Source organism: Microbispora sp. NBC_01389 (genome assembly GCF_045040095.1).
Lineage (GTDB): Bacteria > Actinomycetota > Actinomycetes > Streptosporangiales > Streptosporangiaceae > Microbispora.
On the sequence record NZ_CP109552.1, the window covers coordinates 6,882,744 to 6,901,124 of the forward strand.

At 75.1% G+C, this 18,381-nt stretch carries 12 protein-coding genes; 4 read left to right on the top strand and 8 right to left on the bottom strand.

Annotation, left to right across the window (positions count from 1 at the left end; all coding sequences use genetic code 11):
* Positions 1 to 82: 82 nt before the first annotated feature.
* The gene (locus tag OG344_RS30350) at positions 83 to 1,618 is read left to right on the top strand and encodes an LCP family protein (protein WP_405086022.1); all 1,536 of its coding nucleotides are present in this window, start codon (positions 83 to 85) and stop codon (positions 1,616 to 1,618) included.
* An 84-nt stretch (positions 1,619 to 1,702) separates the two neighbouring features.
* Here OG344_RS30350 and OG344_RS30355 read toward each other — a convergent pair whose 3' ends face one another.
* The 7 genes from OG344_RS30355 to OG344_RS30385 form a co-directional block, all read right to left on the bottom strand.
* On the bottom strand, positions 1,703 to 2,698 hold the full coding sequence (locus OG344_RS30355) for an enolase C-terminal domain-like protein (protein WP_327046628.1): 996 nt from the start codon (positions 2,696 to 2,698) through the stop codon (positions 1,703 to 1,705).
* 97 nt (positions 2,699 to 2,795) lie between these two features.
* The gene (locus OG344_RS30360; RefSeq protein WP_405086023.1) at positions 2,796 to 4,148 is read right to left on the bottom strand and encodes an MFS transporter; all 1,353 of its coding nucleotides are present in this window, start codon (positions 4,146 to 4,148) and stop codon (positions 2,796 to 2,798) included.
* A gap of 29 nt (positions 4,149 to 4,177) precedes the next feature.
* Positions 4,178 to 5,338, bottom strand: coding sequence for a VWA domain-containing protein (locus OG344_RS30365; RefSeq protein WP_405086024.1), 1,161 nt, complete (start codon positions 5,336 to 5,338; stop codon positions 4,178 to 4,180).
* Positions 5,338 to 7,620, bottom strand: a complete 2,283-nt coding sequence (locus OG344_RS30370) for a DUF5682 family protein (RefSeq protein ID WP_405086025.1) — start codon at positions 7,618 to 7,620, stop codon at positions 5,338 to 5,340. Before OG344_RS30370 ends, OG344_RS30365 begins: the two co-directional genes overlap by 1 nt.
* Complete coding sequence (locus tag OG344_RS30375; RefSeq protein WP_405086026.1) at positions 7,610 to 8,677, bottom strand: AAA family ATPase; 1,068 nt, start codon at positions 8,675 to 8,677, stop codon at positions 7,610 to 7,612. Before OG344_RS30375 ends, OG344_RS30370 begins: the two co-directional genes overlap by 11 nt.
* The gene (locus OG344_RS30380) at positions 8,677 to 11,229 is read right to left on the bottom strand and encodes a DUF5691 domain-containing protein (RefSeq protein ID WP_405086027.1); all 2,553 of its coding nucleotides are present in this window, start codon (positions 11,227 to 11,229) and stop codon (positions 8,677 to 8,679) included. Before OG344_RS30380 ends, OG344_RS30375 begins: the two co-directional genes overlap by 1 nt.
* A gap of 150 nt (positions 11,230 to 11,379) precedes the next feature.
* Complete coding sequence (locus tag OG344_RS30385; protein ID WP_405086028.1) at positions 11,380 to 12,108, bottom strand: class I SAM-dependent methyltransferase; 729 nt, start codon at positions 12,106 to 12,108, stop codon at positions 11,380 to 11,382.
* Between the two features lie 135 nt (positions 12,109 to 12,243).
* Here OG344_RS30385 and OG344_RS30390 point away from each other — a divergent pair, with 135 nt between their 5' ends.
* Complete coding sequence (locus tag OG344_RS30390) at positions 12,244 to 12,789, top strand: DinB family protein (protein WP_405086029.1); 546 nt, start codon at positions 12,244 to 12,246, stop codon at positions 12,787 to 12,789.
* A 40-nt stretch (positions 12,790 to 12,829) separates the two neighbouring features.
* On the opposite strand, the gene OG344_RS30395 is transcribed toward OG344_RS30390, so the two are convergent.
* Positions 12,830 to 13,720, bottom strand: coding sequence for a fumarylacetoacetate hydrolase family protein (locus OG344_RS30395; RefSeq protein WP_405086030.1), 891 nt, complete (start codon positions 13,718 to 13,720; stop codon positions 12,830 to 12,832).
* Positions 13,721 to 13,901: 181 nt separating this feature from the next.
* Here OG344_RS30395 and OG344_RS30400 point away from each other — a divergent pair, with 181 nt between their 5' ends.
* Together OG344_RS30400 and OG344_RS30405 are read left to right on the top strand one after the other, a co-directional pair.
* The gene (locus OG344_RS30400; protein WP_405086031.1) at positions 13,902 to 16,805 is read left to right on the top strand and encodes a helix-turn-helix transcriptional regulator; all 2,904 of its coding nucleotides are present in this window, start codon (positions 13,902 to 13,904) and stop codon (positions 16,803 to 16,805) included.
* A gap of 37 nt (positions 16,806 to 16,842) precedes the next feature.
* Entirely contained in the window at positions 16,843 to 18,348 is a 1,506-nt protein-coding gene (locus OG344_RS30405; protein WP_405086032.1) for an aldehyde dehydrogenase family protein, read from the top strand.
* Positions 18,349 to 18,381 lie beyond the last annotated feature (33 nt).

Consider the following 18,381-nt stretch of genomic DNA (forward strand, 5'->3'; position numbering starts at 1 on the left):
GTCCCGGTCAAGATTCGGCAAGGGCTGGTCCGGCTCGTGGCGGTCGCGGGTTTTCCGCGGTCCGTGTCGCTTCAATTGAGCCGTGGTCACCCCTGGTCTGACACGCCGGAAGGGCGCCGCGCAGGCGCCACGTCGCGCCGGGCCGGCGCGCGGGGCCGTCGCGCTCATCGCCTGGGTGGCGCTGTCGGCGGTGCTGCCGGGCGCGGCGCACCTGCGCGCGGGCCGCCGCCGCGCGGGGCTGATCCTCCTCGGTGTCTACCTGACCACGGTCGTCTGCGTCGCGGGCGTCGCCGCCGGCGCCGACGCGGGCCTCGCCGGGCGGGCGCTGGGGTGGCTGAGCCAGATCTCCCTGGTCTTCGTGGCCTGTGCCGTCGCCTGGTTCTGGCTGGTCGTCCACTCGTACGTCGTCCTGCGCCCCGCGGCGCTGCCGCGCTCGGGGCAGATCCTCACCGGGCTGGCCGCGGGCACGCTCGCGGTCGTCGTCGCGGTGCCGTTCGCGGTCGCCGCCCGGTACGTCGCCCTGTCCGAGCGGGCGCTCGACGCGATCTTCACCTCGCCCGGCGGGGGCGGCCCGGCGGGCACCGCCGGGCCGGGGCCGGAGGATCCGTGGGCGGGCCGGGACCGGGTCAACGTGCTGCTGCTCGGCGGCGACTGGGGCGCCGACCGGATCGGGATGCGCACCGACAGCGTCAACGTCGCCAGCGTCGATGTCCGCACGGGCCGCGCCGTGCTGCTCGGCCTGCCCCGCAACCTGGAGCACGTGCGGTTCCCTCCGGGCAGCCCGATGGCCGTCCGGTTCCCCTTCGGGTTCCGCCTTCCGGAGTATCGGCCCGGCTGGCGGGAGGACCTGCTGTTCTCGGTGTGGCAGTACGCCGACGACCACCCCGAGCTGTTCGGCGGACACCGGCACATGGGCGCCCAGGTCCTCAAGGAGACGGTCGGCTACATCCTCGGCCTGCGGATCGACTGGTACGCGCTGGTCAACATCTGGGGCCTGGCGAAGATGATCGACGCTCTCGGCGGGATCGTGCTCACCGTGGACCGCGACATCGTGTACGGCCGGTACGACGAGGGGATGGTCAGGGCCGGCACCCGCCGCCTGGACGGCACCGAGGCGCTGTGGTACGCCCGGTCCCGCACCCTCAGCGACGACTTCGACCGGATGCACCGTCAGCGGTGCCTGCTCGGCGCGCTGCTCGGCCAGGCCGACCCCGCGACGGTGCTGACGCGGTTCACCCAGATCGCGGCGGCCACCCGCAGGCTCCTCAGCACCGACGTGCCGAGGCCCATGCTGGAGCACCTGGTGCCGCTGGCCTGGAAGGTCAAGCACACCGGGGTCACCAGCCTCCAGTTCGTGCCCCCGCTGGTCAATACCGCCTACCCGGACTGGGACCGGATCCGGCTGCTCACGGCGAGGGCGATCCGTGACTCGCTGGACGCCCAGACCACCTCTCCGGCCACCCCGTCGAGCGGCTCCCCAGCCGGTCCGGGGCGGCTCCGGCATCGGCACACTCCGCCGGCGCCCTCCCTCACGCCGGCGCCCGTGCCACCGTCGCCGGGGACGCCGAGCCCGATCGAGGACGGCTGCGGGGCGTCTCCCACGGCGACGGCGCGCTGAACACCCGCGTACGGGCGTGGCCCCCCGCCGGGGCCGGCCCGGCTCGACCGTCCGGCGCGACTGGAAGGCTTGCTCCCGTGTGGATCAGACCTGGAACGACTCGCGGGCCATGCGGCGCACCCGGTCCTCGTCCACGGTGTGGCCGAGGCCGGGCTGGGTGAGCGGCACGGCGACGACCCCGCCGGACGCGCCCACCGGCGGGAGCACCACCTGCGCGCTGCGCGGCGGCTCGGCCACATCGCTGGGCAGGGTGCAGCCGGGCAGGCTGGCGACGGCGACCGTCGCGGCCCGGGCCAGGCCCGCGCCGAGGCCGCCGGCGCAGACGATGTCCCAGCCGGCCTCCGCCGCGTGGTCGTGCGCGCGCCGCACCGCGCCGAGCGAGCCGAACTTCGCGGGCCGCAGCAGCAGCGCCCGGCCCGCGCCGAGGCACAACGCCTCGTCCAGCTCGGCCACGGAGGCCACCTCGACCGCGACCGCGGCCGACACCCGGTCCTGCAGGTCGGCGCTGGTCAGCAGGTCCTTGAAGGGGCGCTCGATGGCCACCACCCCGTAGGAGTCCAGCGCCTCCAGCTGGGAGATCTCGGTGTAGGCGCCGCGCCCGTCCACCGCGATGGCCAGACCGGGATAGGCCGCGCGCACGGCCCGCAGCGGCTCGACGTCCCAGCCGGGGTGGACGTCCAGCGTCACGTGCCCGTAGCCCGCGCAGACGTGCCGGTTCACCCGGGCGACCATGCTCTCCAGCGAACGGTCCGCCGTCAGCCTGACCGTCGCGATCAGCGACGTGCGGGTGCCGCCGAGGGCGTGGGCGAGCGGAACGCCGTTCATGCGGCCCCACAGGTCCCAGCAGGCCATGTCACCGGCCACGCCGCCGGGATTGTCCCCCAGCTCCGACGGGTGTTCCCAGTCGATGCCGACGAGCGCGGGCAAAGCCCGCTCCAGCGGCCCGGCTCCGGCCGGATCGACGGCCTCGCCCCAGCCGACCATGCCGCCGTAGTCCGTGATCTTCACCAGGACGGTCTCCGGACGCCTGCCGTACGGCAGGGTCATCCTGAAGACCTCCAGCTCCCGGACACGCGGCACTCGGATCCCTCGTTTCTTCCCCTGTTTCCCCGCCGACGGCCGTTCCGTGGCGCCGTGCCCGGACGACCGGGCTCCGCGGCGGGATTTGCGGGAGTCCCTAGACCTCAATGGTGCCCGGTTCGCGGCGGTGCTCGAACCGGCCGCCCACGATCGCGGCCGCGACGGCCATGACGACCAGCAGGCCGAGGCACGTCACGTAGACCCACGACCTGCCCCCGTACGCCGCGAAAAGGGCGCCGGTGACCGCGACGGCGACGACCGCGAAGACCGATTCACCGATGCTCAGCGAGGCGCTGTTGCGGCCCGCCTCGCCCGGCGCGGACAGCTCCAGCACCAGCACCGACAACGTCGGGAAGACCATGCCGATGCCGAGGCCCGCCACCAGCCAGCCCGCGAACGCCACGACGACCGGCGTGGCGGGGACGACCACGAGAGTGGTGACACAGATGCCGGCGGCGATCAGCGTCGCGCCGAGACGGATGGTCAGCGCCCGCGCGTGGGGCCTGCGCCCCTGGATCCACGAGCCGAGCGACCAGGCGAGGGCCCCTCCGGTGAGCGCGAGACCGGCCTCGGCCGTGTTCAGGTGCCGCTCCCGGACCAGCATCAGCGGGACGAACACCTCGGCGGCGAAGAACGACCCGGCGGCCAGGCCCCGCAGCGCGATCACCGTGGGCAGGCCCCGGGCGGCGCGCAGCGTGCCCCGGGGCAGCAGTCTCGGCAGCGCCAGCGCGAGGACCACCAGCCCGGCGCCCGCCAGCAGGACCCCCGCGCCCGCCGCGCCGCTGCCGTACTGCAGCAGGGCCGCGCCGACGGCGGCGCACACGCCCCAGGCGAACCGGGGCAGGAAGGCCCGGCCCATCGCCTCCTTCGGCCGCCCGGCCGGCGCGGGCAGGCCGCGCCACATCACCAGCGCGGCGGGGGCCGACAGCACCGCCACGCCCAGGAAGATCCAGCGCCAGCTCCAGGACTCCGCCACGAAGCCGGTGATCGCCGGGCCGACCACCGACGGCAGCACCCAGGCCGCGGCCAGCGCCGAGAACACCCTCGGGTGCATGGCGGAGGGATAGGCCTGGGCGACGAGGACGTACAACGCCACGTTGAACAGGCCGCCGCCGAGTCCCTGGAGGAACCGGCCGGCGAGGAAGACCTCCATGGCGGGCGCGAACCCCGAGACGGCCAGCCCGGCGACGAACCCCCCGACCCCCGTCCACAGGGCGGGGAACGGCCCCCGCGCGTCGCTCAAGCGACCACCGACCACCGTGGCGATGACGTTGGCCGCCATGCCGCCGCTGAACGCGAGGCCGTAGAGGCGGTAACCGTTCAGCTCCCGGCCGATCAGCGGCATCGCGGTGGCCACCGCCAGATACTCGAACGCCACGAGCATCACCAGGGCCACGATCCCGACGCTCAGGGAGCGGTAACGCCGACTGAAGACGGGTGGAGCGGACATTACCGAATTCATGATACGGACCTTACAAATCAGTGCCCGGGTCGCGGCATCCGGCATTGGTCGTAGGACCGGCGCTCGATGGCGGCCGCCATCAGCTCGGGGAAGGCGTCCGGGGTGCAGGCGAAGGCCGGCACGCCCATCGCGGCCAGCGCCGCCGCGTTCTCGCGGTCGTACTGCGGCGCCCCCTCGTCCGACAGCGCGAGCAGCACGATCACCTGGACCCCGGCGGCGGTCATGGCGGCGATCCGGCGCAGCATCTCCTCCCTCGGCCCTCCCTCGTAGAGGTCGCTGACCAGCAGGAGAATCGTGTCCGCCGGCCGGGTCACCAGGTTCTGGCAGTAGGCCACGGCCCGGTTGACGTCGGTGCCGCCGCCGAGCTGGGTGCCGAAGAGCACCTCGACGGGGTCACGCAGCTGGTCGGTGAGGTCCACCACGGCCGTGTCGAAGACCACGAGCGAGGTCCTGAGCGCGCGCATCGAGGCGAGCACCGCGGCGAAGACGCCCGCGTACACCACCGAGGCGGCCATCGAACCGCTCTGGTCGACGGCCAGCACGACGTCCCGCCCAACACCCCGCTGCCCCCGGGCGTAACCGACGAGCCGGGACGGCACGACGGTCCCGCGCTCGGGCAGGTAGTTGCCGAGGTTCGCCCGGATCGTACGGTTCCAGTCGACCTCGGCCGCCCTCCTGGGCCGATGAGTCCTCGCGGAGCGGTCGAGCGCGCCGCTGACGGCCGCCAGGGTGCGGCGCGTCAGGCGCGCCTCCAGATCGCGCACGACCGTGCGCACGACGGCCCTGGCCGACTCGCGGGCCCGCTCCGGCATCAGCCGGTTCAGCGACAGCAGGGTGCCCACGAGATGAACGTCGGGCTCGACCGCCTCCAGCATCTCGGGCTCCAGCAGCAGCCGGGTCAGGTCGAGCCGTTCGATGGCGTCCTTCTGCATGACCCGCACGACACCGGCGGGGAAATGCTCCCTGATGTCCCCCAGCCAGCGGGCCACGCGCGGCGCCGACGCGCCGAGACCGGCTCCCCGCCGCTCCTGCTCGTCGTAGAGGGCCGAGAGCGCGGCGTCCATCCGCGCGTCGGCGCCCCCCAGCACCGTCTCCAGGCCCCCTTCCACGGCCCCCTCCGCCGCCGCGCCGCCCAGCGCCAGCCGCCAGCGGCGCAGCCGCTCCTCCTCGCCGCCCATCAGGCCCTCCCGCCCAGGATCTGCCGCACCGTCCGGACGGCCGCCGCCGCCAGCCGGTCGTCGTGGTCCGCCCCGTCTCCGGGTGCGGCGCCGGATGCGGAGCCCGGCGATGAGCCGGAGCGGACCCGCCGGCCGATCATGCGCCGCTCCGGCACCGGGAAGGCGCCGAACGTGCGCCGCAGCAGCGGCAGCACGTTCACGAACTCGTCAGGCGACAGCCCGGTGAGCCAGGCGTCCACGACGGCGAGCAGGCGCGCGTCGTGGACGAGCAGCAGGCCGCCCCCGGACAGGAAGCCCTCCATCCAGGCCGCGGACCGGGCCGGGGCGTTGCCGGGCGACATCGACCGCGCCATGCGGGCGGCCACGTCGTCCTCCAGCGCCCCGGCGTCGAACAGGATCCGCACGATCCGGCCGTCGAGCAGCCCCGGCAGGTCGTCCCGCCGGGCGATCCCGGACAACGCCGTGAGCCACCGGCCGTCTCCCATCAGCCCGGCCGCGGCGTGGACGCCGTCCACCAGCGCGGCCATCTCGCGGGCCGCGTCCTCGTCCAGCCCCGTTAGGGCGGGGGACAGCCCGGCGCGGATCCGCGCCAGCATCGCCTCCGTGACGCCCGCGAGGCCCTCGGTGCCGCGCACGTCCCCGTAGCGGCGGGTCCGCACGAGCGCGGGCAGCGCACCCATGAGATGGCGCACCTCGCCGTCGATCGCCGCCCGGTCCTCGATCATCCTGAGCACGTGCGGCAGCGCGCCGGGGAGATGGGCCGGCAGGCAGCGCTCGACCAGCGCGGCCAGTTCGGGCAGGCCCGCGCCGCCCGCGAGGTCGCGGACGCGGGCCGTCGCCGCCGCCTCGACCGTGATCCCCCAGACGGCGGCCTCGACGAGGGCCACATCGAGCTCCGGGCGCCACTCCAGCGACCAGGTCTCCTTGAACGTCCCCTTGCCGCGCGCCCGCCGCGGGGTTCCCCAGGGCACGTCCAGCAGGGTGAGCCGGTGCAGCAGCCGGCTGCGGCCGAGGTCGAGCGGTTTGCGCAGGTCGAGGTCGTGCTCCCCGGTCAGGGCCGCCGGCTTCATGCGCAGCCGCCGCTGCTCGTCGCGCAGGTCCCGCCGCAGCGGCACCATCGGCGTGGAGTCCGGAACCCGGCCGAGCCGCTCCCCCACGACCATGCGCCGCTGGACCAGCTCGACCGGCAGTTCGTCGCCGCCGCACAGCACCGCCCTGACCGCCTCGGTGACCTCCGACAGCCCGGCGAGCGGCCTGCCGCGCAGCGCGGCCAGCCCATCGGCCAGCCGTACGGCCTCGATGACGTGCGCGGACGAGACGGGCAGGTCCTCCTCGCGCAGGACCGCGGCCGCGCGGGCGAGCCAGCGCTCCACCGGCCGGTCGGGCGCCGTGAACAGGTGCTCGTACCACCCGGGCGCGGCGACGCCCGCGCCGTAGCCGGCGCCCGCCGCGAGCCGTCCGTGGGTCCACGGCACCCACGTCATCTCGACCCTGACCCTGGGCAGGCCGCGCAGCAGCCGCTCGTCCTCCGCCGCCGAGGGCAGGCGGCCGGGCCCGCCTGCCGCGGCCGGGCCGGTCCCGGGCGGCGGAGTGGACCCGCCGGCGCGACGTCCCGGCAGGGCCGAATCGGGCGGTGTCAGCTCGGGCAGGGTCAGCGCGGGCAGGTGCCAGGCCCCGCAGACCACCGCGATCCGGGCGAAACCCTCCCGCGCCGCCTTCCGCAGCGTCCTGCGCATGTACGCCTCGCGCCGGGCCTCCGTGCCCTCCGCGACGTGCCCGTCGCGTACGGCCCGCATCGCCTCGGCGACGACGTCGAGCGTCCCGGCCTCGCCCCGGTGCTCGACCAGGTCCTCCCACCACCGCTCCGGGTCGTCGTATCCCGCCGCGCGGGCCAGCTCGCCGATGGGGTCGCGGCGCACGGGGTCGGCGTCGAGCGCGAGGGCGCAGCCGGCGGGAAGGTCGCAGAACCGCACCTCGGCGCCCGCCCCGGTGGCGTAGACGACGGCCTGCCACTCGGGTGAGAACTCCGCGAACGGCCAGAAGGCGGCCCGCGACGGCTGCCCCGGCACGTACGCCAGGAGCGCGACGGGCGGGCGCATGCCCGGGTCGGCGGCGAGCGCCACCAGGCCGTCGGCCTCGGGGGGGCCCTCGACCAGCACGAGATCGGGCCCGATCCTGGTCAGCTCGTCACGCACCGCCCTGGCCGATCCCGGCCCGTGGTGCCGCACCCCGAGCACCCACACCCGCGGCCCGCCCCGGCCCGCACTCGTCTCAGCCGGCATCGCGGCAGGCCCGGTAGAAGTCGCGCCAGTCGTCGCGGTCGCGGACGACGGTCTCCAGGTATTCCTGCCACACCACGCGGTCGGACACCGGGTCCTGCACCACGGCTCCCAGGATGCCGCCCGCGACGTCGGCCGGGCGCAGCACGCCGTCGCCGAAGTGGGCGGCGAGCACGATCCCGCCGGTGACGACCGAGATGGCCTCCGCCGTGCTGAGCGTGCCGGTGGGTGACTTGACCTTGGTCCGCCCGTCGGCGGTCACTCCCGCGCGCAGCTCGCGGAAGACCGTCACCACCCGGCGGATCTCCGCCGGCCCGGTGACGGTCTCCGGCAGCTCCAGGGAGCGGCCGAGCTGCGCCACCCGACGGGCCACGATGTCGACCTCCTCCTCCAGGCTGGCCGGGACCGGCAGCACGACCGTGTTGAACCGCCTGCGCAGCGCGCTCGACAGGTCGTTGACCCCGCGGTCGCGGTCGTTGGCGGTGGCGATGACGTTGAAGCCCTTGGCCGCCTGCACCTCCTCCCCCAGCTCCGGGATCGGCAGCGTCTTCTCCGACAGCACGGTGATCAGCGCGTCCTGCACGTCGGACGGCATGCGGGTGAGTTCCTCGACCCGGGCCAGCCGTCCCTCCGCCATCGCACGCATGACCGGGCTCGGCGTCAGCGCCTGGCGGGAGGGACCCTCCGAGAGCAGCCGCGCGTAGTTCCACCCGTAGCGGACCGCCTCCTCCGCCGTGCCGGCCGTGCCCTGCACGAGCAGGGTCGAGTCACCGCAGATCGCCGCGGCGAGGTGCTCCGACAGCCAGGTCTTGGCCGTGCCCGGCACGCCGAGCAGCAGCAGCGCCCGGTCGGTGGCGAGCGTCGCCACCGCGACCTCGACGATCCTGCGCGGGCCGACGTACTTCGGCGTGATCTGGCCGCCGTCTCCCAGCACGTAGGTCGTCACCGCCCAGGGCGAGAGCCGCCAGCCCGGCGGGCGCGGCCGGTCGTCGGTCTTCGCGAGGATCGCCAGCTCTTCGGCGAACTGGTCCTCCGCGTGCGGGCGCAGAACGGTGGTCACTAAAGCTCCTTCAGCATGTCGAAGCGGAACCGCAGGGTCGCGGCCAGCTCGGGCACCTCTGCCGCGTGGGCGCACGCCGCGGGGTCGAACCGCTCGCCCGCAAGCCGGATCAGCTCTCCGGCGTTCCACGGCTGGGTCCGCGTGGTCTCCACGATCTTCTTGAGCACGGCCCTCGCGAGCCGGGAGCCCCACGGCCGCGGCACGCCGCCCAGCATCATGACCAGCCGGCCGTCCACCGGATGGCCCGCCACCAGCTCGGCCGCCCGGTGGGACCGCTCCTCGGGCGGGAGCACGGCCAGCAGGTCGGTCAGCGGCTCGGCCTCGAACAGGGCGCGTGCCCACGCCACGTCCCGCTGCAGGATGGCGGCCCGGATCCAGCCCATGCGCACCTCGCGCTCCCAGTCGCCGATCCTCGCCCGGGCGATCTCGTCCGGCGGCATGCCGAGACGACCCGGCCAGAACGACAGCGGAGTGTGCGCCACCACCTGCTGCAGCCACCAGCCCCGCGCCTCCATGCCGGCGGGCGGCCGGGCCCTGACGCCGTCGCGCTCCATCGCGCCGTCGCAGTCCGCCGGCGGCTCCGCCCGGAGCCCGGGACCGTTCCCGGTCACGAACCGGGACGCCCGTGCGGTCATCCGGTGGGCCAGCCGCGACCGCGGCAGGCGGGTGAGGAGGTCGGCGGCGGCCTGCCGCACCTCGCGGCGCCGGTCGTCGAGCGCCGCCTCCAGGAACGGCTCGTCGGCCATGCCGAGGCCGTCGGCGAGGATCGCCACGAAGACGGCCCGGTCCTCCGGCGTCTCCGCGCTCCACCCGCGTTCCAGCAGTTCCCGCGCGGCCGCCGGATCACGCCGGCGCAAGGCGGCCAGGAAGGCGCGCCTGTCTCCGCTCGTGCCGAGCTCCCACACCTCGTCCGGCGGCACGTGCGCCGGTTCGGCCAGCAGGTACGCCCAGGCGGAGTTGAGACCGGCGAGCCAGCGGCCCCGGGCCCCGGTGACCGCCCCCAGGTGCGCGCGGATCGACCGGTCCCGCGCTCCGAGGTCGAGCAGCCCCGGGATCGTGGCGGCCGGCACCCGCACCCGCCGCGCGGCCGCCGCCTCCAGCCACTCGCTCAGCAGCCTGCTCTGCTCACCGGCGAGCATCCGGCCCAGCCGGTCCGCGGCGGCGCGGGGCACGGGCGGCAGCGTCTCCGCCGCGGCCGGGACCGGCCGCGTGCCCCTCCCCGGCCGCCGCCCCGCGCGCATCCGGACCACCTGCTCGGCCGCCCGCTCCAGCAGGCTCTCGGGCGGGACGGCGCGGCGGCCGGCGCCCACCAGCGCGGTGGACACCAGTTCCTCCCACGAGCCGGTCATCGGGGCCGGCGACGGCGCGGCCACGATCGGCCCCGGCGTCATAAGGCTCACCACCTCGCCCTCCTCGTCCCATACCGTCAGCGGGAGCAGCCCCCGTGGCGTCCACTCGGCGGCGACCGTCACCGGCCGCCCACCGGAGACGGCCAGCAGCCGCCACGGGACGCCTGCGGCAGGGTGCAGCGGCAGGTGCAGCGGCAGGTGCAGCGGCAGCGCGTCCCCCGCACCGCCGGGCCCCGCACCGCCGGGCTCCTCGCTGTCGGCCCCCGGAACCACGGCCCTCAAACCGTCGGCCCCCGCATCGCCGCCCCCCTCCGTGTCGGCCCCCGCGCCGTCGGCGAGGCCGTCCGGGCAGGGGACGACTCCGGCGAGCACCAGAGGCCAGGAGTCGGCCCAGGGGTCGGCCGCGAGCACCTCCGCGATCAGTGCGGGCACCCGCGAGATCTCCGTCCCCGGCGGCGGACCCGCCTCGACGTCGCCGTGCCGCACGGCCACCAGCGCGCGCAGCGGCGACGCGCCCGGATAGAAGGCGAGGTCGGCGTCGATCGTCGTGCCCGGCGGCGGGAACGACTCCGGCGGCTGCCCAACCGGCGAGAACGACAGCACCATCGCCGGGCGGCCGGTAGCCCGGCCCGCCAGCCAGACGCGCCGGGCGACCAGCCGCTCCTGCTCCTCGTCCCGGCAGCCGACGACGTCCCAGTGGTCCCGCACCACCGGGCCGGCCAGCACCGACTCCCTCGTGACGGGGAAGCCGACCCGGGTCCGTACGGTCTGCCGCAGCGGCCCGGGCAGCGCGTCGGCGCGGCGGTGGGCGACGGCGAGCAGATGCAGCAGCGCGTACTCCCCCAGGAGGAGACCCGGCCAGTCCTCGGCGCCGAGCACCCGGGGCAGCCGGGTGACCATGCCCGCCACACCCGGCGCCTGCGCGTCGACCAGCCGCCTGGCGAGGTCGTCCCAGCCGGCCGGGCCCGTCTGTCGCGCCTGCGCGATTCCCTGCCCGATCTGGTCGGCCAGCCACCGCTCCAGCTCCGACAGGCCCGCGGCGACCCTGCCCTCCCGCTGCTCGGCCTGCCCGCGCTTGGCCGCCGCCCGCCCACCGGCCGCTACCCCGGCAGTGTCACCGGCACTGTCACCGGCGCCGGTGCGGGCGCCGGTGCGGGCGCAGGGCGTCTCGATCGCCTGGTCCCGGCTCCGTCCTCGCGTCACGCGCCGCAGACTAGCCAGCGCCGCCGACAAAAACGTCCGCGTCGCGGGATGGGTGTCGGGCCCCGGCCCGGCACGGCGCGAACGGCACCGGACCTCCTGTTCCGGCGCCGGAGGGGAACAGAGGCCGCGGCGCGGTCTGTCCCGGTGGCCTCAGGACGTGCGCCACGCGAGGAACACGAACTGACGGCCCGGACGGTCGGGGGCCTCCCGCACGTCCAGCACCCGGTAGCCGTTGCCGAGCAGGCTCGTCTCCACCTCGTCGCGGTCCCGGAACCGCAGCGTGGAGTCGGAGGTGACGACCGTGCCGTCTGCGAGGAACTCGAAGGTGTAACGGAAGGAGACCAGCGGCAGGCTGACCGCGGTGACCTCCCGACGGCGCCGCACCGGTCCGATCCCCGCGATCTCGAGGGTGACCGGAGCGGAGTCGGCGGCCCACTCCTCCCAGGCCCGGAATCCCGGACGCCTCGTCTCGAACACGAGGTGACCAGCCGGGCGGAGCGCGGACCGGATCCCCTGGAGGGTCCGCGTCCAGTCGTCGTCGGTGAGGAAGACCTGCGCCACGTTTCCCGTCATCACCGCGAGGTCGAAGCCGAGAGCGGGCACCGCCGCGGCGTCGCCGTGGACCCAGGTGACTCGTCCGGCGGGGTCCTTCGATCTCGCCACCTCAAGCGACGCCTCGGCCGGATCGACCCCGGCGACCGTACGGCCGCTGTCCGCGAGCAGGACCGCCAGGCACCCCGTGCCGCATCCGATGTCGAGCACTCGCTCCGCGCCCAGCTCAACGGCGACGCCGAGGTAGGCCGTCAGATCGTCGCGGGCGCCGTCGAAGGCGTCGTAGACGGCCGCGAGGCGAGGATGAGCGAAGATCGCGTCAGGCATGTTACGACCATAACCGCGAGCGTCCCGACTCGACGTGTCCGTCCCCGGCCGGGGCCCGGATCGTCCCGGGCGAGGCCGAACGCCGCTCCGGCCGCGCTTCCGGGAACTGTCGGCGCCGTCTGGCAGGGTCGGGTCGTGAACGAGATCCCCGAGGCGAACTACTCGAAGAAGTGGGACGGCGACTCCCGGTCCGCTCCCGTCCTCGTCGGCGACGAGCGAGAGATCCTCACCGCCTCCCTGGACTGGCACCGCGAGACGTTCGCGCTCAAGTGCTCCGGCGTGCCGAAGGAACGGCTCTCCGACAAGGGGGTGCCGCCGTCCGTGCTGAGCCTCCACGGCATCCTCCGGCATCTCGCCGGCGTCGAGCGGTGGTGGTTCCGCATCCAGTTCACCGGTGAGGACGTCCCGCTCCTCTACTACTCGGACGATGATCCCGACCAGGACTTCGAGGATCTGGGCGGGGACGCCGGCGAGGCGTTCGCCGTGTGGCGCGCGGAGTGTGAGCGCTCCCGCGAGATCGTGGCCGCGGCCCGGTCGCTGGACGAGACCGGCGTCCAGCGCTCCACCGGCCGGCCGATCGCGCTGCGCCGCGTCCTGGTCGACATGATCGCGGAGTACGCGCGCCACAACGGGCACGCCGACCTCCTCCGCGAGCGGATCGACGGCGCGACCGGCCACTGACGCTCCGCGGCCGAGCACGGCCGGGCCGGGCCCGGAAAGGTCACTGGCCGGGCGGCTCCCGCCACAGATCGATGCCGTCCACCGCGCTCACGGGGGTGACCAGACGGCCGAGGCCGTCGATCTCGATGGTCACCTCGTCGCCGGGCGTCAGCGTGAAGTCCGACTCCGGCACGAGGCAGGTGCCGGTCGTCAGGATCACCCCGTACGGGTAGCGGTCGGCGCGCAGGAGGTGCTCGACGAGGCCGTCGATCCGCCGGTGGAGCCGGCGGGTGCTCGCCGAGCCCGCCCAGATCTCGCTGGAGCCGCGCGAGATGCTCAGCCGGATGCCGAGGTCGTAGGGGTCGGGAACCTCCCAGGCGGGACGGATCCCCGGACCCAGCGCGGTGGCGCCGAGATACATCTTCGCCTGCGGAAGATACAGCGGGTTCTCGCCCTCGATGGAGCGGGAGCTCACGTCGTCGCAGACGGTGTATCCGGCGATCTCCCCGTTGGCGCAGACCACCACGGCCAGTTCGGGCTCCGGGACGTCCCAGGACGAGTCGGGCCGTACGGCGATGGCCTGCCCGTGTCCCCGGACGCGCCAGCCGAGTGACTTGAAGAACAACTCGGGGCGGGGGGCGTCGTACACGCGCTCGTAGATGTCGGGCTCGTGGCTCTCCTCCTTGCGCGCCTCCCGCGATCTCCGGTAGGTGACGCCCGCGGCCCACACCTCCGTCCACCGGTCCACGGGCGCGGCGAGCGCGGCCAGGGTCACGGCCGGGCCGGTCGCCACCGCGAGGGACCGGCGGAAGTGGTCGAGGCCGGACGAGAGCGCCTCCCCCAGCGAGAAGCCCTCCGGCAGCGGCCGGTCGCCCTCCTCGTCACGGACGGCCCAGCGTGCCGGCCCGGGGACGCCGGTGTCGTCGGGGAGATGGCCACGTACGAGTCGCATCAATGTGTGCCTTCACGGGTCGATGGGGTGGTCGATAGGAGTTCCGGTGACGCGGGCGCCGCGCCCCCGCGTGTACGACAGCGTGGACGAACCGGGCCGCGAGAGGAAGTGTTCCCGTCGCCGGGCGGGGGCCGACGTCGTCGTCCCGGTTCTGTCGGAGCCGCGTGTCATACTCGCGAACGTGGTCACGCGTACGCCGCAAAGGGTGCTGATCGGGCGTTCCGCCGAGCTCGATCGGCTTCTGGGCGTGCTCGACGGCGCCGCGGCCGGGCTCGCGGGAGTCGCCCTGGTGGGCGGCGACGCGGGGATCGGCAAGACGCGGATCGTGACCGAGCTGTGCGATCTCGCGCAGCGGCGGGGGTTCGTGACGCTGGCCGGGCAGTGCGCCGAGCTCGGCGACGCCCTGCCCTACCTTCCGCTGGCCGACGCGCTGCGCACCGCCGCCGGCGAGCCTGGGGGGCCGGTCGGCCCGGCCGTCGCCGCCCGCACCGCCCTGCGGCGGCTGCTGCCCGGCGACGACACGGGCCCCGCCGAGGAGACGGCCACCGGCGGGCTCGCCCAGCAGCGTCTGTTCGGGTCCGTCCTCGACATGCTGTCGGAGGTGGCCGGGCGCCATCCGGTGCTGTTCGTCTTCGAGGACCTGCACTGGGCCGACCGCTCGACGCGTGACCTGCTCGTCTTCCTCACCCGGATGCTACAGCGGGAGCGGGTGTGCCTCGTCGGCACCTACCGCACCGACGACCTGCACCGCCGCCACCCGCTGCGCCCGGTCCTGGCCGAGCTGCGGCGTCTGCCACTGGTCACCGCGGTCGAACTGCCGCCGCTGGGCGACGACGACATGGCGGCGTACCTCGCCAGCCTCGGCCGGGACGGCGACGGCCCGGCGGGCGCGGAGCGGGAACGCGGCTTCGGCGCCCTGATCGAGCGGGCCGGGGGCAACCCCTTCTTCGCCGAGGAGCTGCTGGCCGCCAGCGCCGACCACAGCCGGCTGCCGGGGACCCTCGCCGACCTGATGCTCGCGCGGGTGGAGGCCCTCTCGGACACGGCCCGCCAGGTGCTGCGGATCGCGGCCGTGGCCGGGCGGCGGGTCGGCCACGACCTGCTGCGCGATGCCGCCGGGCTCGGGGACCTGCCGCTGGAGGACGCGCTGCGTGAGATCGTCTCGCGGCGGCTGCTCACCGCGGGCAGCGACGGATACGCGTTCCGGCACGCGCTCCTCCAGGAGGCGGTGTACGACGACCTGCTGCCGGGCGAGCGGACCCGCCTGCACGCCACGTTCGCCGCGCTGCTCGCGGAGCGCGGCGGCTCCCCCGCCGAGCTGGCCCACCATCACCTCGCCGCGCACGACACGCCGGCGGCGCTGCGGGCGTCGGTGGAGGCCGGGCGGCTGGCCTCCCGCCTGGGCGCTCCGGCGGAGGCGCACCGGCACCTCGAGCGGGCGCTGGAGCTGTGGGACCAGGTGCCGGACTCCGGGCGCCCCACCGGGGACAGCCGGCCGCGGATCGCGCTGGCGAGCGCCGCCGCGGCGGCGGCCGCCGGTGACTCCCACAGGGCCGCGGGGCAGTTGCGGCGGCTGCGCCGGGAGGCGGACGACCCCGTCCTCGTCGCCGAGATCGGCGAGCGGCTCGCCTACTACCTGGCCGACGGGGACGACGCCCGCGATGAGGCGACCGCGTCGGCCCGGGAGGCGGTGGACCTCGCGCCGCACAGCGCGCTGCTGGCCAGGGCCCTGGCCACGTACGCGCGCACGCTGTGGTGGAACTACCGGGTCGAGGAGGCGACCGCGACGGCGGCCAGGGCCCTGGAGGTCGCGCAGGCGACCGGCGCCCGCGACGCCGAGGCCAGCGCCCTGGTCGTGCTGGCGCTGTCGGAGGAGTCCGCCGACGTCGAGCGCGCCGTCGACCTGCTCACGCGCGCCACCCGCCGCCCCTCGGGCGACCTGTCCATCGACCTGCGGGCACGGTTCAACCACGCGCGCATCCACTACGAGCACGGCCATCTCACGGACGCCGCCCGCATCGCCGAGTCGGGCGTACGGCTGGCCGCCGAGAACGGGCTGACCTGGAGCGCCTTCGGCACCGACCTGCGGTTCCTGCACTACCTCATCCACTACGCGGACGGCGACTGGGACGCCGCCGAGCGGCTGGCCGGCGCCTTCGGCGTGCGGGTCGGCACCCGGGCGGAGGCCCATCTGTCGTCGTTCGCCCTCTTCGTGGAGGTGGGCCGGGGACGCGCGGGAGCCGACGAGAGGCTGCGGTGGCTGTCCCGGTTCTGGTCCGACGACCTGGTGAGCTACATGGCGCGCGGGATTGCCGCCGAGCACGCCCTGTGGCACGGCGACCCGAAGGCGGCGCTCGAACACGTCGACGCGATCCTCGCGACGCTCGAACCGTTCGACCCCGGCCTGATCCGGATCGCGGCGACCGGTCTGCAGGCGCTCGCCGACCTCGGCCAGACCGGCGAGCACTGCGACGACCTGCTGCGACGGGCCAGGCACGCCGCGGCGAACGGGCCCAACGGCCCGCGGGCGCGCCTCGGCCCGGAGGGTCTCGCCTGGCTTGCCCGGGCGGAGGCCGAGTGGCACCGCGCGCACGGCACGGCAGGCCCGGAGGTGTGGCGGCGCGCGACCGAGGCCTTCGGCTTCGGCTTCGTCTACGAGGAGGCGCGGTCGCGTCGCCGGCTGGCCGAGAGCCTGCTGCGGACGGGTGACCGCGCGGCGGCCCACACCGAGTGGGAGCGGGCGGTGACCGTCGCCGCCGCGCTGGGAGCCGCGCCTCTCCTGGCCGCCCTGCGGGAGTCCGGGGCGCGCGCCGGGTTCCGGGACCCGGCCGCGGCCACCCCCGCGCCGGGCCGGGAGCCCGGGCGGCTCGCCGCGCTCACCGCGCGCGAGCGGGAGGTGCTGGCCCACGTCGCGGACGGCCTGCCCAACCGTGAGATCGGCGAGCGGCTGTTCATCTCCCAGAAGACGGTCAGCGTGCACGTCTCGAACATCCTCGCCAAGTTTGGCGTGTCCAGCCGCACCCAGGCCGCCGCGGTCGCCCTCCAGGAGGGCCTGGCGGGCACCCGAGACGGAAATACTGTGTAATCGAGGCGTGGGAGCAGAAACAGTCGCGGAGGTTGCGGTGACTCGGCAGATCGTTTCCGTCGTCGGGGGTGACGAGGTCACCTCGGGCACGCCGTACGCGTCCGTCAACCCGGCGCGGCCCTCGCAGATCGTGGCGGACGTGACGCTCACGGACGCGGCGGGTTTCGCGGACGCCTGCCACGCCGCGTCGGCCGCCCAGCGGGAGTGGGCGCGCGTCCCGGCTCCGGTGCGCGGACGGGTGATCGCCTCGATCGGCCGCCTCGTCGAGGCCAACACCGAGGCGCTGGCCCGCCTGGTGACCGAGGAGATCGGCAAGCCGTACGCCGAGGCGCTCGGCGAGGTCCGTGAGATCGTCGACACCTGCGACTTCTTCCTCGGGGAGGGCCGCCGCCTCTACGGGCAGACCATCCCGTCGGAGATGCCGGACAAGAGCCTGTTCACCTTCCGGGTGCCGGTCGGCGTCGCGGCGGTGGTGACGGCGGGCAACTTCCCGGTCGCGGTGCCCTCCTGGTATCTGGTGCCGGCGCTGCTGTGCGGCAACGCGGTGGTCTGGAAGCCCGCCGAGTACGCCGCGGCGTCCGCGCACGCCCTCTACCGCCTGTTCGCCGCGGCCGGGCTGCCGCGCGGCGTGCTCGGCATCGTGTTCGCGGGCGGCGAGCAGACCTACGCCGGGCTCGACCGCGCGCTCGGCGAGGGCCTGGTGCAGAAGGTCGGGTTCACCGGCTCCAGCGCGGTCGGCCGCCGCGTCGGCGAACTGTGCGGGCGCCACCTGCAGTCGCCCTGCCTGGAGCTCGGCGGCAAGAACCCGATGGTCGTGATGCCGGACGCCGACCTCGACCTCGCCGCCGAGGGCGCGTTGTTCTCCGGGTTCGGCACGGCCGGGCAGCGGTGCACCTCCCTGGGCACGGTCATCGTCCACGAGGACGTGCACGACGCGTTCCTGCGCCGGTTCACCGACGCCGTGCGCAGCGCGAAGATCGGCGACCCGAACGGCGACGTGCTGTACGGCCCGCTGCTCGACCACCGGTTCGCCGAACGGTACGAGGAATACCTGGGCTGGATCCAGCCGCACCACACCGTGCTGCCCGGCCCGGTGGGCCGGATCGACGGCGAGGGCCTGTACTACCACCCGGTCGTCGTGGACGGCGTCCGCCCCGGCGACCGGCTGTTCCTGGAGGAGACGTTCGGCCCGATCGTGGGTGTGACCACGTTCTCCACCCTGGACGAGGCGATCGGCCTCGCCAACCGCCCGGGATACGGCCTGTCGTCGTCCATCTACACCTCCGACCCGAAGGCGGTGTTCCGCTTCCGCGAGGGCGTGTCGGCCGGGATGGTCAGCGTCAACAACTCGACGTCCGGGGCGGAGGCGCACCTGCCGTTCGGCGGGAACGGCAAGTCGGGCAACGGCAGCCGGCAGAGCGGCATGTGGGTGCTCGACCAGTTCACCCGCTGGCAGGCGATGAACTGGGACTACTCGGGCCGCCTGCAGAAGGCCCAGATGGACGTCGCCGAGATCACCCCCGACCTGGGTTTCCGGCTCTGACCCCCGCGTCCTACCGCAGGCCGCGGAAGGTGC